General features: G+C 60.8%; 13 protein-coding genes. 8 read left to right on the forward strand and 5 right to left on the reverse strand.

The genetic code is table 11. The features are described 5' to 3' along the window. Window positions 1–115: 115 nt before the first annotated feature. On the reverse strand, window positions 116–1,057 hold the full coding sequence (locus RCF49_RS01705; protein ID WP_342642319.1) for a tetratricopeptide repeat protein: 942 nt from the start codon (window positions 1,055–1,057) through the stop codon (window positions 116–118). A gap of 512 nt (window positions 1,058–1,569) precedes the next feature. On the opposite strand from RCF49_RS01705, the gene RCF49_RS01710 reads away from it, so the two are divergent. Continuing rightward, window positions 1,570–2,079 carry a DUF2937 family protein gene (locus RCF49_RS01710; RefSeq protein WP_342642320.1) on the forward strand — a complete coding sequence of 170 codons (510 nt, stop codon included), beginning with the start codon at window positions 1,570–1,572 and terminating at the stop codon, window positions 2,077–2,079. A gap of 55 nt (window positions 2,080–2,134) precedes the next feature. Here RCF49_RS01710 and RCF49_RS01715 read toward each other — a convergent pair whose 3' ends face one another. Next, on the reverse strand, window positions 2,135–2,626 hold the full coding sequence (locus RCF49_RS01715; RefSeq protein WP_342642321.1) for a copper chaperone PCu(A)C: 492 nt from the start codon (window positions 2,624–2,626) through the stop codon (window positions 2,135–2,137). Window positions 2,627–3,036: 410 nt separating this feature from the next. Here RCF49_RS01715 and RCF49_RS01720 point away from each other — a divergent pair, with 410 nt between their 5' ends. Continuing rightward, window positions 3,037–4,077 carry a Fe(3+) ABC transporter substrate-binding protein gene (locus RCF49_RS01720; RefSeq protein ID WP_432807362.1) on the forward strand — a complete coding sequence of 347 codons (1,041 nt, stop codon included), beginning with the start codon at window positions 3,037–3,039 and terminating at the stop codon, window positions 4,075–4,077. Then, a complete protein-coding gene (locus tag RCF49_RS01725; RefSeq protein WP_342642322.1) occupies window positions 4,055–5,803 on the forward strand; it encodes an ABC transporter permease in 1,749 nt (582 codons plus the stop codon). The genes RCF49_RS01720 and RCF49_RS01725 overlap by 23 nt, the downstream gene beginning before the upstream one ends. Before the next feature lie 131 nt (window positions 5,804–5,934). Here RCF49_RS01725 and bfr read toward each other — a convergent pair whose 3' ends face one another. After that, complete coding sequence (gene bfr / locus RCF49_RS01730) at window positions 5,935–6,426, reverse strand: bacterioferritin (RefSeq protein ID WP_342642323.1); 492 nt, start codon at window positions 6,424–6,426, stop codon at window positions 5,935–5,937. A 220-nt stretch (window positions 6,427–6,646) separates the two neighbouring features. Then, on the reverse strand, window positions 6,647–6,883 hold the full coding sequence (locus RCF49_RS01735) for a (2Fe-2S)-binding protein (RefSeq protein WP_342642324.1): 237 nt from the start codon (window positions 6,881–6,883) through the stop codon (window positions 6,647–6,649). A 466-nt stretch (window positions 6,884–7,349) separates the two neighbouring features. On the opposite strand from RCF49_RS01735, the gene RCF49_RS01740 reads away from it, so the two are divergent. The 4 genes from RCF49_RS01740 to RCF49_RS01755 are packed head-to-tail and all read left to right on the forward strand — an operon-like array spanning window position 7,350 to window position 12,455. Next, window positions 7,350–8,570: an imelysin family protein gene (locus tag RCF49_RS01740; RefSeq protein ID WP_342644284.1), complete on the forward strand. Its 1,221-nt coding sequence runs from the start codon at window positions 7,350–7,352 to the stop codon at window positions 8,568–8,570. Then, window positions 8,567–10,090: a di-heme oxidoredictase family protein gene (locus RCF49_RS01745; protein ID WP_342642325.1), complete on the forward strand. Its 1,524-nt coding sequence runs from the start codon at window positions 8,567–8,569 to the stop codon at window positions 10,088–10,090. Before RCF49_RS01740 ends, RCF49_RS01745 begins: the two co-directional genes overlap by 4 nt. Before the next feature lie 15 nt (window positions 10,091–10,105). Next, window positions 10,106–11,305 carry an imelysin family protein gene (locus tag RCF49_RS01750; RefSeq protein WP_342642326.1) on the forward strand — a complete coding sequence of 400 codons (1,200 nt, stop codon included), beginning with the start codon at window positions 10,106–10,108 and terminating at the stop codon, window positions 11,303–11,305. 4 nt (window positions 11,306–11,309) lie between these two features. Then, window positions 11,310–12,455, forward strand: coding sequence for a DUF1513 domain-containing protein (locus RCF49_RS01755; protein WP_342642327.1), 1,146 nt, complete (start codon window positions 11,310–11,312; stop codon window positions 12,453–12,455). Between the two features lie 93 nt (window positions 12,456–12,548). On the opposite strand, the gene RCF49_RS01760 is transcribed toward RCF49_RS01755, so the two are convergent. Further along, window positions 12,549–13,436 carry a hypothetical protein gene (locus RCF49_RS01760; protein WP_342642328.1) on the reverse strand — a complete coding sequence of 296 codons (888 nt, stop codon included), beginning with the start codon at window positions 13,434–13,436 and terminating at the stop codon, window positions 12,549–12,551. A 46-nt stretch (window positions 13,437–13,482) separates the two neighbouring features. Between RCF49_RS01760 and RCF49_RS01765 the strand changes: the two genes are divergently transcribed. Then, complete coding sequence (locus RCF49_RS01765) at window positions 13,483–13,632, forward strand: hypothetical protein (RefSeq protein WP_342642329.1); 150 nt, start codon at window positions 13,483–13,485, stop codon at window positions 13,630–13,632. Window positions 13,633–14,029: the final 397 nt, after the last annotated feature.

Below are 14,029 nucleotides of genomic sequence, written 5' to 3' on the forward strand. Positions count from 1 at the left end.
AGCATTTTTGATCGAAGTGGATACCGGTTCGCGTCAAGAAAATGCGACCAAGCAAGACCTTGAGACGCGGTTTCGCGACTGAAAGAAAAGCGGAACGCTCTAGGAGCTGCCGATCTCAGGGGGAGGCGCTCTGCATCTGCTTGGGAAACTTGGCCGCCCAATCCTGAGCACGGCCCTCGGCATCCGCGCGCTCGGCCGCGCTCGCCTCGCTCATCAGATGATCGTAACGATCGAAAATCTCGGGATTTTCTTCGGGTCGCGCGCTCTGCTGCGCCAGAATGTACCACATGAGCGCGCGGATCCGGTCCTGGCGGACGTAGTCGCCATCCCAATACATATCGCCAAGCAGTGCCTCGGCCGGTGCGAAGCGTTTGCGGGCGGCGAGCATGAGCCAGCGCACCGCCTGCTCTCGGTTGCGCGTCACGCCCTCGCCCTTGAAATACATGAGCCCCAAGGCGTATTGCGCTGCCGGATGGCCGTAGGTTGCGGCAATCTTATAGATGTCGAGCGCACGGCTCGGATCGGCCTCTATGCCGGCCTGCTGATCGCCGAGGCGATAGTAATTCGCGACCTGCACCAGGGAATCGATGCACACGCGCAAGAGGTTGCGATCGCTTTCGTCCGGATTGAAGGCGGCCGCGACCTTCTGGTAATAATTCATGGCGGTTGTATTATCCGCCTTCACACCCTGCCCTAGGCGATACATATGGCCGAGATACCAGGTGGCGATCAGGTCGCCATCATCGGAAGCCTCTTTCAGAAACACCAGGGCAGTGCCGAAATCCCCATTGCGATAAGCGGCACGCGCGCGCTCCCGCTCGTCCATCCAGCTCGGCGGCACCAGGTTCTTGGGATTGAGTTTCGGCGCCGCGGGAATAAAAGAATAGAAATGTGCGGCAAGGTCGTTGAGTTCACTGGACCGAGCCGGAGAAATAAGGACGCCCGAGAAGAATCCGGAGGCCAAAAGCACGGCCAATGACGCCTTCATTTCCGACCCCAAGCGCTCCAGTCCGACGTCTACTCTTGTCCACCTAGAACACAACGTAAACAACTCCATCGGAGCACTCATACGACCGCAACCGAGCGGCAACAATTATCATTGCGTCAAACGCGCTTCCAGCAGGCTTAGCCGAAACTGCATGGGAGAAGACGCTTTTATCGCGATATGGTCACAGGTTGGTTTATAACCTGCATTTCTCCGAAACCGCGGGACTTCGCAAGTATATCATTTCCATAGCCGCCTCCGTTATTACGGAGACCTTCCCTTGACCACCATAGCTGGCCGATCAGACATCATGACGCTAGTCCGCTTTTGGGGCGGAAAAAAGGAGTGGCAAGTCAGCGATCCCGTCATGAGAATGAAATCAGGTGCGCGTGCTATTTTTGCAACCAAAGTACCAGCCTCGGTGTAACATCCGAGACCACCATTATCCCCGGATAGTGTTCACGAAGGGTCGCTCCGCCGACGATTATTGGGTATCTTTCGGCAAGTCAGTCCCACTTTCCCCCAAGGAACAACGTAACCCCTCGAGCACTATTCTCGAGAGGTGAAAAGCTGGACATGAGACGATGCTTGCACGGACGCTCGCGCTGGCGGTTGGGCTATTTTGTGGGATCGTGACCTCGCAGCTCCCCGAGTTCGGACAGCAATATCGACAGCGCCTGGGCGGCGCCATCGATGAGCTGCGCGGTGTCATGAGGAATTTTGATGCCGATGCTCAAGCCTCAGGCTTCGATCAGGCTCAGGCCCTGCAGCATCTGGAGAAGAGCACCGACCCGTTTCTCCAGCGTCGGGCGGCGAGCATCAGTCAGACCGTTCAGCGTCTGGACAAACTGGAGCGTCAGCGCCTTGCCTTTGACACAGCCGGACGCTTCGGACGGCTGATCACGCTCATCGAAAGCCCCGACAGCCAGATCCTTAACAATACCGTCCACGATTTCGAGCCCGCCGTCCCCGTAACCTCCGAAGGGTTCATTATCGGAGGTGTCGGCTTCGTGACGGGCTGGCTGGTGTTGCGGCTGCTCGGATTTATCTTGCGAGGGCGGCGCCGCAAGCGCGCTGCCATCAACAAAGCATAAGAATAATGCAGGCTCGACAATCGCCGCCGAGCGCGCGGGCTTCACGGCGAGCGCATCAATTCAGGGATTGGCCCTGTGTGTCAGCTGTGGGATCACGCCTGACCGGGATGAAGAGTTCGAGCGCGCCTCCTCGCTCGAAGGTCACGGTGACCGGAACCTCGTCCCCTTCCCTTAAGGGTGCCTTGAGGCCGAGAAACGCGAGATCACGTCCGCTCGGTGGGAATAAGACGGTGGCAAGCCCTGGCACCTCGAGCCCCCGCAGGAGCTCACTCTTTTGCTTTTCAGGCTCGTGCCGGTCGCCCTGCCCCGCATCATTCACGGTCACCCTTTCCGCCGCAGGACTTTCGATCGCGAGGATTCGGTCGGCCTCACCGCTCATGTTTCGGATCTTGATATAGCCGGTGGCCTTGGTCGCTCCTGTGCTGGGCGGCCTGATCCAAGCGGCGAGCACCGCAAGCCTGCCGGTGGGGCGGGCATCGAATGCGAGCGCGGCAATGCTACCGAGGGTTAGACCCACCGCGACACCCACTTTGACACTGAACCGCATGCGCGCGTGTTTCCTTGAAAGCTGAATGGTGGCGCCCTCGTCGAGCCTGCCGATCCAAGATCGGCCGAATGGAAAAGCCGCACCTTCAGGTATCGGCGTAACGACGTTCTGCCTCACGGCCATTCGTGCCAGCTCGCAACTTGCCATTCCAATATCCGGAGCTCGCCTTCCCAGATCAATGCGACCGAACGGAGCGCGTCAGCCTGCCTCATAGGCTAACCATCGCGCGGAACCAGCCATTTGGGTTCACTTTGGAGTAATTCTAATGTAACCCGCTGAAAATAAATAGGATTCTTCAATTTAGCCGCATCAGAAACAGTTGCGAGGCCAGCGCGCTGCGCCTACTGTGCGGCCAGAGTGAACTAGCGTTGCCCAGCATGGCAGCGGCTCTTCCCGCATTTGGAGGTCACATGCGTTTGCATCGGTGGATGACAGCGGCGGTATTGGGAGGCGTGATTCTGGCCGGCCACATGGCGCCGGCTCAGGCGGAGGAGGTCAATGTCTACTCCTACCGGCAGCCCTTCCTCATTGAGCCCCTTCTCAAGGCCTTCACCGAGGAGACTGGCATCAAGACGAAGGTGCTGTTCGACGACAAGGCGCTGATCGAGCGCATGGTTCAGGAGGGGGCAAGCAGCCCGGCCGACATCCTGCTCACCGTCGATATCGGGCGCCTGCAGGCAGCCGTACAGAGCGGCGTCACCCAGCCTGTGAAGTCGGAGATCCTGGACGCGAACATTCCGGCGGATTTCCGCAGCCCCGATGGCGAATGGTTCGCGCTCACCACCCGGGCCCGTGTGGTCTATGCATCCAAGGACCGGGTGAAGCAGGACAAGATCACCTATGAGGAACTCGCCGATCCCAAATGGAAGGGCAAGATCTGCATCCGCTCCGGGCAGCATGTCTACAACACCGCCCTGATCGCCGCGATGATCGCCCATCACGGCGAGGAGAAGACCAAGACTTGGCTCGAGGGGCTGAAGGCCAATCTCGCGCGCAAACCGGCCGGTGGTGACCGCGATCAGGTCAAGGGCATCTTTGCCGGAGAATGCGATATCGCGCTTGGCAATACTTACTACATGGCCAAGATGCTGACCAACGACAAGGAGCCTGAGCAGAAGCAATGGGCAGAGGCGAGCCGCATCATTTTCCCAACCTTCGAGAATGGTGGTACGCACGTGAACATCTCTGGGATCGCCCTTGCCAAGAATGCGCCCAACCGCGAGGCAGCGATCAAGCTGATGGAGTTCCTGTCGAGCGACAAGGCCCAGAAGCTTTATGCCGAGGCCAATGACGAATATCCGATCAAGCCCGGCATCGAGCCGTCAACCATTGTGAAGGCCTGGGGTGAGTTCACACCGGACAATGTCAGCCTCGATGAGATCGCCGAATTGCGCGATGAGGCAAGCAAGCTTGTAGACGAAGTTGACTTTGACGCTGGCCCCCAGTCGTAAGACGCAGATCAACGAGCAGATGACGGATGCGCCGTTCTCGTCCGAGGCGTCGACGCGCGCGTCCGCTGAACAGGCGCAACGTTCGCGCACGATCAGCCGCGCGGGCGGCTCATGGACGGTGGCGGCTGCCCTCATAAGTGCCCTGGCAATCGCGCCCATCATTGCGCTGGTCTGGATTGCCGTCATTCATCCAACCGCGAATGCCTGGCCGCATCTTCTGGCCACCGTGCTGCCAGGCAGCGCCCGCACCACTGCCTTGCTTCTCCTGGGCGTGCTCGGCGTGGTTCTGGTGGTGGGCACCTCCACCGCCTGGCTCGTGTCCATGTACGATTTTCCGGGCAGGCGCGTCTTTGACTGGGCGCTGGCGGTGCCGCTGGCCATGCCCACCTATCTCTCCGCCTTCGCCTATCTCGAGATCTGGGATTACGCTGGCCCCATTCAGACTGCTCTTCGCAATACCTTTGGTTGGCGGAATGCGACCGATTACTGGTTCCCCGACATTCGCACGCTCGGCGGCGCGATCCTGATCCTCGCTTTCGCCCTTTATCCCTATGTGTACTTGACCGCGCGGGCGAGCTTTGCCCAGACCCCCGCGCAGCTGATGGATGCAAGCCGCGCGCTCGGCCATTCGGCGCTTGAGACCTTCTGGCGTATTGCCCTGCCCTTGTCACGCCCCGCGCTCGCGGCCGGCAGCGCGCTCGCCATGATGGAGTGCTTGAATGATATTGGGGCGGTCGGCTTCCTGGGCGTGCGCACGCTGACCGTCAATGTCTACAACACCTGGCTTGAGCGGAGCAATCTGGGGGGTGCTGCTCAGCTTGCCTGCGTGATGCTGGTCTTCGTCATCTTGCTGCTCTGGATCGAAAGGCGCAGCCGCCGCCAGCAGCGCTATCACACCTCTGGCCGCACCGTTCGTACCCAGAGCCGCCAACGCCTTGGGCCAATTGGTGGTCTGGTTGCGGCGCTAGCCTGCGCCTTGCCGATTGCAATCGGCTTCGGCACGCCCCTTTTCGTGTTCCTGGATGCGGCCTTCCGCCATTGGGATGCGGTGCTCGACCCAGACTTCTGGACCCTGCTGAGGAACAGCATCCTGCTTTCTTCCGGGGGTGCGCTACTGGCAGCCCTTGCCGGCCTGGTTCTGGTCTATGCCCGCCGTTCCAGCAGCAATGTCATTCTGTCTGCCGCAACCCGGCTTGCCTCGATTGGCTATGCGGTTCCCGGCACCGTCTTGGGCCTTGGCATTCTGGTGCCACTTGCCGCCCTCGACAATCTCGTGGCGGGCTGGGCGCACAGCCTGTTTGGCATATCGACAGGGCTTCTCATCACCGGCAGTGCCGGTGCGATCATCATGGCCTATGCCATTCGGTTTCTCGCGATGTCACAAGGCTCCATCGAGGCCGGCTTCTCCCGGCAGTCGCCCAATCTCGATGCGGCTGCGCGCAATCTCGGCCGCACGCCCCGGCAAGTGCTCTGGGAAATTCATCTGCCGCTGATCAGGCCGGCGCTTGGGGCCGCCGTGGTGCTCGTCTTTGTCGATGCCATGAAGGAATTGCCGGCAACACTGCTCCTGCGCCCCTTCGATTTCGACACGCTGGCAACTCACGTTTATACGCTTGCCTCATTCGACATGTTCGAAGAGGCATCCCTCTCGGCCCTCGCCATCGTCGCCGTCGGCTGCCTACCCGTCTTCCTGCTCCAGCGGCTGCTGATGGCGCGGCGCACTTAGAGCATTTTCGAGCGAAGCGGATACCGGTTCGCGTGAAGAAAATGCGACCAAGCAAGACCTTGAGACGCGGTTTCGCGATTCAAAGAAAAGCGGAAACGCTCTAAGGCGCCAGCCATCCCCAGTCGATGGTCTCAGTGATCGTCTACATCATCGGCGCTATCGGCCTGGAGCTGGCCGTAATTCTGCACGCCTACCTTCGCCAGGAGATCAAGCTGGGTTTCGAGAAAGTCGATGTGCCCCTCTTCATCGGCCAGGAGCTCCTCGAAGAGCTTCATCGAGACGTAATCGCCCGCATCATGGCAGATCACCCGGGCTTCCCGGTAGAGCTCCCGGGCCGCTTGCTCCGCCTTCAGATCGCACTCGAGCACCTCCTGGATGTTCTGACCGATCATCAGAGGGTCGAGCTGCTGCATATTCGGGAGCCCCTCGAGGAAGATGATGCGCGTTGCGAGCTTGTCCGCATGGTGCATCTCCTCGATCGATTCTTCGCGCGCCTTCTTGGCAAGCTTGGTGTAACCCCAGTCGTCGAGCAGCCGGTAATGGAGCCAGTACTGGTTGATGGCGGTCAGCTCCGACCTGAGCGCCCTGTTGAGATACTCGATGACTGTACGGTCGCCCTTCATGCTCTGCTCCATAGAAGGCCAAGTGTGGTATGTCGCAACCTTACTCTGTCGAGCGGTGACGTCAAGCACTTTGGAATGATTCTAATCAAGAGATAAAGCACAGGCATGACCCGGAACTCGTCGCGCCGGAAGGATGCGACCAACGGGGACCTTCGCGCAATTTCGCAATGAGACGCGAGGCGCAACAGTGGCAGAAATGGACTTGTGGGAAGAGAGGTGTCTAGGCGCTTTCGGCCAAGGAATAGTCGTCCTCGAGCACCAGGTGGGCACCGGTTTCCTCGGCCGCGGCAATCAGCATGCTGACGTGAGGCAGGCACGAGCCGCATCGTGGACGATAGCCCATGCTTCGGTATACCGAGCCCGGGGTGATGACGCGCAATGGGTCTGCCTTCAGCAGCTCGATGATGGCACGCTTGATCTCAAGGGCCGTAATGACGTTGCAAGAGCAGATATACATCGCGGGGGGCTCTCTCCGGAGCGGCTAAGCACTTGTATTAGCGGTACGGACAGCCAGTAGGACCACACATTCGGTCTCTCTATAGCGGCAGCCACGCTAATCTTGCAATAAAAAGTTGGGAATTCGACGGGCGCGCGTCAATCGGGCTCGGACCCAGGACACCACGGACCATAATTAGAACTACTCTAATTCCAAGCAGCTGAATCTGTTGGACTATTCAAGGTGCCTCTGTCACACCCGTCAAATGAGCCTGATGCGCATATCGCGCAGCGGGGATCGCTGGAGGTCGCGCCTCGGGCCGATCGAATTGCTGGCTCGGCCGAGGTCATGCGGCGGCGTGTCTCAAGGATCGGCCATGATGCGGCCCCATATGGCGGCCAAGGAACAGCGGAGCTGGTAAACAAGGGGTATTGACATGAGGGTTGCCGTTAAAGCGGCCGTGATCGGCATAGGGTCATTGCTGGCAATGTTCGGCCCGGCAAATGCCGTCGAGGTCAAGGACGTGCTGACCACTTACGCGGATATCGCGAAGGCGGCTTATGACGATTCCCTCAATTCGGCGCGCAGTCTGAACGAGACTGTGAAGCAATTCCTCGCAACGCCCAATCAGGAGAACTTGAACAAGGCGCGCGAAGCCTGGATCGCCGCCCGTGTTCCCTACCAGCAGACGGAAGTCTTCCGCTTCGGCAATCCCATCGTTGATGAATGGGAGGGCAAGGTCAATTCCTGGCCATTGGACGAGGGACTGATCGACTATGTCGACGCCGAGAGCTACGGCGAAGAATCCGACGAGAACCCGCTTTACACGGCCAATATCATCGCCAACAAGTCACTCACGGTCGGCGGCGAAACAATCGATGCCTCGACCATCACCCCTGAGCTGCTCGAGCGGCTACAGGAGGCGGGCGACATCGAAACCAATGTGACGACGGGATATCATGCCATCGAGTTCCTGCTTTGGGGACAGGATCTCAACGGCTCCGGGTCTAGCGCCGGAAATAGGCCGCCCACGGACTATGACCAGGCCAATTGCACCAATGGCAATTGCGACCGCCGGGCCGCCTATTTGCAGGCCGCGACCGACCTTCTCATCAAGGATCTGGCTGAAATGGCTGAGGCCTGGGGGCCCGATGGCAAGGCGCGCAAAGCAGTCCTCGATGGTTCGCCTGACCAGGGGCTGCGTGCGATGCTCGTCGGCATGGGGAGCCTGTCCTATGGGGAGCTGGCAGGCGAGCGCATGAAGCTCGGCCTCTTGCTGCACGATCCCGAAGAGGAGCATGACTGCTTCTCCGACAACACACCCGCCAGCCACTATTATGACGCTCTCGGCATCGACAATGTCTATCGCGGCCGCTATCGCCGCATCGATGGCGGCGAGGTGAAGGGGTCAAGCCTCTCGGAGCTGGTCGCGGCGAAGGATCCCGCGGTGGACGAGGATCTGAAATCGAAGCTCTCCGTCACTCTCGCCGCCATGAAAGCTCTGGTCGACCGCGCGAAGGGCGGCGAGCACTATGATCAGATGATCGCGGCGGACAATGCTGAAGGCAATGCGGTGGTGCAGGCAGCGATCACGGCGCTGTTGAACCAGACCCAGTCCATAGAGAAGGCCGTCAACGTGCTGGGCTTGCAGGATGCCACATTCGAGGGCTCCGAGAGCCTCGACAATCCCGAGGCCGTCTTGCAGTGAGCTTGCGCGACCTCCTGCTGGCGGTTCCGGCGCTGATCACGGGATGCGTCCTGTCGCTCGGAACCGTCGCGCTGGCAAGCGGCGCGGCGCCTGCGGTACCGAGCAAGGATGGCGAACTGTTGCCGGAATGCGTCGTGCCGCCGGTGCGGGAGAGCGAGGCTCTTCCCGGCGGTAGCGCCACCTCGCCTCATCCGGCTGACCGCAACGCCTTTTCCCATTCGTCCGCGAACCTGCCCTTCGACCGCGAGTTCGACTTCAAGATCGGCAACGGCGTCTTTCGCAAGCAATGGGTCTCGGCCCCCTCCTCCACCAAGGCCTCCGACGGGCTTGGGCCGCTTTACAATGCCCGCGCCTGCCAGAACTGCCATCTGAAGGATGGGCGCGGGCGACCGCCGGTGACCGATAATGCCGATGATCGAGCCGTCTCGATGCTTCTGAAGCTCGCCATACCGCCGCGCGATGAGGCGGAACGCGCCAAGCTTGCCTCGGGCACGCTCAGCATGATCCCCGACCCGACTTACGGCGCCCAGCTTCAGGAATTCGCCGTTCAGGGCATGGAGGGCGAGGGACGCCTGTCTCTCTCTTATGAGGATCTTGCACCGATCACCCTGCCGGGCGGCGAGACGGTCAGTTTGCGCAAACCGCATTATGAGATCAGCAAGCTCAAATATGGCGCACCCGCGGACGGGCTGACGACCTCGCCGCGCGTTGCGCCACAAATGATCGGACTGGGCCTGATCGAGGCCATTCCAGACAGCGAGATCATCGCCGGCCCGGAACTGCCCGCGGCACGGGCAGATGGCATTGTCGGCAAGCCCAACCGTGTCTGGAGCGCGGCCAATGGGAGGGTGATGCTCGGTCGCTTCGGCTGGAAGGCCGGCCAGCCCACCATAGCCGACCAGGCGGCAGTGGCCTTTGCCGGCGATATGGGCTTGTCGACCAAGCTCATTTCCGCCCATTCCGGTGATTGCACGCAGGCGCAGCCCGAGTGCCTCTCCGCTCCGAACGGCGTCACGCGGAAGCTCGGCAAGGCGGAGGTGGCCGACAGCATGTTCGACCTCGTTGTCTATTATTCCCGCAATCTGGCGGTGCCCCGCATGCGCGATACCGCCGGTCCGGAAATCAAGCAGGGCCGCGAGCTCTTCTATCGCAGCGGCTGTGCGGCCTGTCACAGGCCAAGCTTTACCACCGGCACCGGGCCGGATATCCAGCCGGAACTCGCGGGCCAGACTATTTGGCCCTATACCGACCTTCTGCTGCACGATATGGGCCCGGAACTTGCCGATGGTTTCACTGAAGGCGCAGCCAATGGACGGGAGTGGCGCACCGCACCGTTATGGGGCATAGGTTTGACCGAGACCGTTGCCGGGCATAGCACGTTTCTCCATGATGGCCGCGCCCGAAACATCCTGGAAGCCATTCTGTGGCACGGTGGCGAGGCCGAAATCGCGAAGCAGCGGGTCATGAGGCTCTCTCCTGAAGAGCGGGCCAGTTTGCTGGCTTTCGTCAACTCGCTCTAAGCCGGTGGGATCCTGATGAGAACAGCCTATATCGTGAATGGGAAGGCTTACATCATTGGCGCTGTGGCGCTCGGCCTGGCCTTATTCGCGCCGCATTCTGCTTTACCCGCCTTCGCCCAGTCAGCGCCTGCCGCCCAGTCGCCCGGTGCGTCCGCGCCGAAGGTGACGCAAAGTGCCGTGGTATCCGTCGTTGATCTCGCCAAGAGCCTCGTGACCGATCACGCGGCCCCGGGCTACCGCAGCTTTGCCGCTGAAACCGCCAAGCTTGCCGCCGCCACCGCCGAGCTCTGCGGCGCTCCGAGCCCGCGCCGGTTGGAGAATGTGCGCAACACCTTCACGGCTGCCTTGCTCGCTTGGCAGCGGATCCAGCATGTTCATTTCGGTCCCATCATGCAGGAGGACCGCCTCTATCGCATCGAATACTGGCCGGACAGGCACGGCCAAGGCGAGAAGCAGCTGCGCAAACTGCTTGCCTCTGCCGGGCTCGAGCGTTTCGATGTGAACAAGCTGACTGAGGCAAGTGTCGCCGTGCAGGGCTTCCCAGCCTTAGAGCGCATTCTTTATGCCTCTGATGCCGACGGCCTGGGTGAGGCTTCGTCCAACAGCGCTCCACATTGCAACCTGGCTCTTGCAGTCTCCCGCAATCTTGCGGCCATGGCTAAGGCCACGGCCGAAGCCTGGCAACGTGACTATGTGGCCCCGTCGGCCAATTTCACCGAGGAGCAGGCGCACGCGATTGCGACCGATTTCTACAAGGCATTCGTCGAGCAGCTCGAAACGGTTCGCGATGTCAAGATCGGCACCCCTCTGGGCACCTCCCCTGCAACGGCCAGGCCGAAAAGCGCCGAAGCCTGGCGCAGTCACATGACCGAGCGCAGCATCGAGACCAATCTTCGCGCTCTCAGCGAGCTATTCTCCGGACCGAAAGACGGAAGCCAGCCGGGCCTTGCCCATATGGTGGACCCTGAGATGAGGACCAGCAGCGGGGGACCGGCAGCCGATATGCGCAAGACGGCGGCGGAAGGTTTGACCTATGGCGCGGAATTCATTGCACAGCATCCTGATCTGCTCGGCGAGCCGCTGTCCAGCGAAGCGGGCTGGAAATCCGCCAATTTCCTCAAACTGCATTTGGGCGGTGTGCGAGACCATGCGGTCGAGATCCTGGGCCCTGCCCTGAATGTCTCGCTGGGGTTCAACGCGCGCGATGGAGACTGACGCCTTGTCTTTGCCGACCATCCCGAATGTGAACCGGCGCCGCGTTCTGGGGGGCCTCGCCGCCCTGCCCTTCATGGACGCGTCCCATGTGCTGGCCAAGGCGCCCGAGAGCCCGCTCTATCTCTCCGCCTTGTCGGATGATGATGAGGGCCACTTTGGCGTTATCTTCGAGGAGACGGGCGAGATGCGCGCGCGCATCGAGCTCCCTGCCCGCGGTCACGGCGGCGCCTTCTCGCCCATGGCCGCCGAGGTTGTGATCTTTGCCCGCCGCCCGGGCACCTTCGCCGTGGTTTTCGAGCCACGTTCAGGCCGCATCATCGCGAGCCTCGCCTCTCCCGAGGGTCGGCACTTCTTCGGCCATGGCATTTACTCCCGCGATGGGCGCCTGCTCTATACGACCGAGAATGACTATGAGACCGGCGATGGGATAATCGGTATCTGGGATGCGGCCCATGGCTATCGACGGGTCGGCGAGTTCCCCTCCTATGGGATAGACCCGCACGATATTCGCCTGATGCCCGATGGTCATACCTTGGCGATTGCCAATGGCGGTATCCTCACCCATCCCGATTATGGCCGGCGCAAGCTCAATATTCCCGAAATGAGCCCGTCATTGGTGCTGGCGGATGCCCGGGATGGAAAGCTTGTCCGCGAGGTCAAATTGCCGGCCGAGCTGCACAAATTGTCGATCCGCCATATGGCAGTGAACAAGGCGGGCCAGATCGGGGTGGCCATGCAATATGAGGGGCAGGAAACGGACCTGCCCCCGCTCGTCTTCATTTGGCGGGGCGGCGAGCCGCAGCTTTTGGATGCGCCCGAGCCTATCCTTCGCCAGATGACCAACTACTGCGGATCAGCGGCCCTCGATGCAGCGGGCGAGGTGCTTGGGATCACATCTCCGCGCGGTGGTCTGGCGAGCTTCTGGGCAATGGCGGATGGCCGCCTGCTTGGAACGGCCGCGATGGTCGACACATGTGGCATTGCATCCGCCGGACGGCATTCCTTCATCCTGTCCAGCGGCGATGGCTCACGCCGTATAGAAAAACTGGTCAAACGAGCCGGCCATTCCGGACCCGAACTCCCGGAACATGTCCAATTGCCAAGGCTTGAGGGCCACTGGGACAATCATTTGGTTCGCGGATCCATATGATCCGAAACTCGCTTTGACCGGAAAGGCCGCGCCGCGCTGTGAAACTCGCGGCGCGTCGGCAACCAGGTGGCCTCACCTCACCTGGTTGGTTTCTCAGATGTCGAAATGGTGGGTATAGGCTGTTCCTGATTGATGGTCATGGATCAGCGAATCGTGGTCATGACGCGCATCTTCGGAATGGTCGGATTTGCCCTCCTGAGCCTTCGCCTGGGCTTTCTCTCCAGCCGAATTCGTGCCGACCTTATCGAGATACTCCCGGTAATATGTCTTGTCAGGGCTATCCTCATCGTCGGCAGGAGGTAACTCGGGATCCATTGCAAACCTTGCCGCCCCTCCATGCGCTTCTGGCCGTGGCGTTGGGGCCTCATCGGCTGAGGCTGGCTTGTCAGTCGCACTCTTATGTGGTGGTTCGTCCGCGGCAGCTGCGGTCGCGGTATGCGTGGGGAACGGGATGATCTTCCTCAGCGTGTGCGTTTCAGGCGCCACGAAGGTAACCTCTGCCGGAGTGTTGTCCACACCGGCCGGCCCCTTCCCGATCAGCATGGTCGGCACTCCATGGGAGTGCCTACCGCCAGGACCATGCTCTCTGTGCTCTGCTGGCTCGCTGAGCCCTACCGATGCCTTCGTCAAGCTGGTGCTCACGAGCGGATCATCGCGCAAGAGCAAAGCTGATTTGAGCAGTTCTGAATGCAAGGCCGCTTGTACCTCCGCATCCTTCAGCTTCAGCTCTGGCAGTTGAATAGTTGCTTCTTCCTGTTGCTGCTTGGCAGGGGCTTGATGCTGAACGAGCCCCAGCATCGACTGCAAGCTGGACGTCACCGCCCAATTCTCCCGCTCATGCCGCTGAGCGGGACTGTCATTTGCCTGCTCCGATGGGATCGGGCGTGCAGGCATGGAGCCGTCCTCGCCAGCCCGTTTCGGATCCTTGAAACCGGCGATGGCACCCTGAAATGCACCGCGAAACTTTTCCAAGAGGTCCATGGCCAAGCCTCCTTAGCTAGACTGACGAGGAGCTTCCTCAGGTTTAGTGGATTGGATCCTGCGCCTGATTGTGGATCGAGGGATCAGGGAGTTGGCTGCCATCGTCCTGCTGATGATCGCCGGAATGGTTGAAGATTTGGTCGGCAACCAGCGTTCCACCGACCACCCCGGCGGAACTCAGCAGCAACTTGGTTAACAGAGGCATTCCGGACTTGGAGGCGCCGGTCTCCGGATAGGGAACATTCGGCGTCTGTGGAACCACTCCGGGACCTTCAATGAGGTTCGTCTCATTGTAGTAGCGCAGAACCGGGAGCTCCCCCGTCCCACCATTGCTGCTGCTACCGCCGGGGTGGTCACTGGAGGAATCCAATGTCGGGCTAACCGGCGTCCCCGCGTGCCCAGTGGCGCCAGAGGCTGAGTCATGTGCTGACGGGCTTACAGACGTCGTCGGGCTCGTCTGCGTTCCACGCTCGGTCGTCGCGTGACTTGTGCTCGGCGCCAATATCATCAACCGGTCGGGTACGGCTGTGCCATTTGCGGACGTTGTAGAGCTGGACGTGCTCGAGTTGGATAAGGAAAGGTCGAGGCTCGTC

This window comes from Rhodoligotrophos sp. CJ14, assembly GCF_038811545.1.
Lineage (GTDB): Bacteria > Pseudomonadota > Alphaproteobacteria > Rhizobiales > Im1 > Rhodoligotrophos > Rhodoligotrophos ferricapiens.